Genomic DNA, 1,138 nt, shown 5'->3' on the forward strand with positions numbered 1-1,138 from the left:
TTACCGCTGTACTTGTTATCTAAATACACAATTTCAAAACCGTACTTTGCTTTAAATGTATTAAGTCTTCCAAGTAACGCCAATGGATTATATTTCGAACGATATTGACCCTTTAACATTTTTTCATAGCCTTTAGGATCTTCCACAATTAAAGTAAATGGAATGTCTTTCGAACGGATTAATTCATTTTCAAACGCTGTTTGCGTATCTTTTTGTAAGTTCCCTGTGATCTCATCCATGTGGGCTTTCCGCTCTACTCGGCTATCTAAATAGATATCTCGCGATATTCCCAACTCTTCATTTTTGGGAATCATGCAGCCATAATCACCTGTATCTAATTTTTGAAGCTTTACTGGTATATCCTTTTGATTTAAATAATCAAGAATATGCCCATTTACATTCTCACGAGTATCGATAACGATTGTGAGTGTTTTAAGAATGTTAGTTATTTCTTTATCTGTGTAATGAAAACGGATCATGCTATCGCTCCTTTCTTCGCATATAAAACCGCACGTTCATATATCTTTCTTGCCATTGTATTTGATTCGTCATTTTCAAACTGGCGATGATCCTCATAAACATCTGTCCATCCATTCTTTGCAAGTACAATCGTCCATTCATAAAACAATTGCAACGAATCTTCTTCATCAAGTAACCACCTATGTAATTTCTCGTTATGCTGCCACCCACAAAAATGATGGAATATCTTCATTAACGTGATTTTCTCCGAACTTTCGTCTTTCCAAGATTTAAACCAATCATAAATAGCTTGATAGTTTTGTTCAGCCGCTTGCATAATTTCCGTTGGAATTAAATTTTGTTTCTTTATCGCAACTTGATTATCTTTTTCATCAAGGTAGATATTTGCACCTGATTTCCAAATCGCACTTAAAATTAATAAAACCTGCAAATCTATCACCTCTGTTATCAAAAGTTACTTAGAAGTGTTACTAAAAAACACCGAAAATTAGCATGTGTTACTTTTTAGTAACCCCCTTGAGCCCTAGAGCCCCAAGGGATTAAGGTGCCTAGGTTACTTTTGTTACCTATTTTGAGCATTAAGCCCCCTAATAGAATACTTATATATATATTTATTTTTTGTTTATATATATTTTTAGTAACAAAAGTAACAAAAAGA

Annotated in this window: 2 protein-coding genes; both read right to left on the reverse strand. The window is 33.6% G+C overall.

What is annotated here, in order from left to right; genetic code table 11:
- On the reverse strand, positions 1 to 479 hold a 479-nt coding region (locus tag RCJ96_RS27370; protein WP_446699952.1), incomplete at its 3' end, for an ERCC4 domain-containing protein.
- Positions 476 to 910, reverse strand: a complete 435-nt coding sequence (locus RCJ96_RS27375) for a hypothetical protein (RefSeq protein ID WP_446699953.1) — start codon at positions 908 to 910, stop codon at positions 476 to 478. The genes RCJ96_RS27370 and RCJ96_RS27375, both read right to left, overlap by 4 nt.
- Positions 911 to 1,138: the final 228 nt, after the last annotated feature.

The sequence above is a fragment of the Bacillus sp. BSL6 genome (assembly GCF_052928345.1).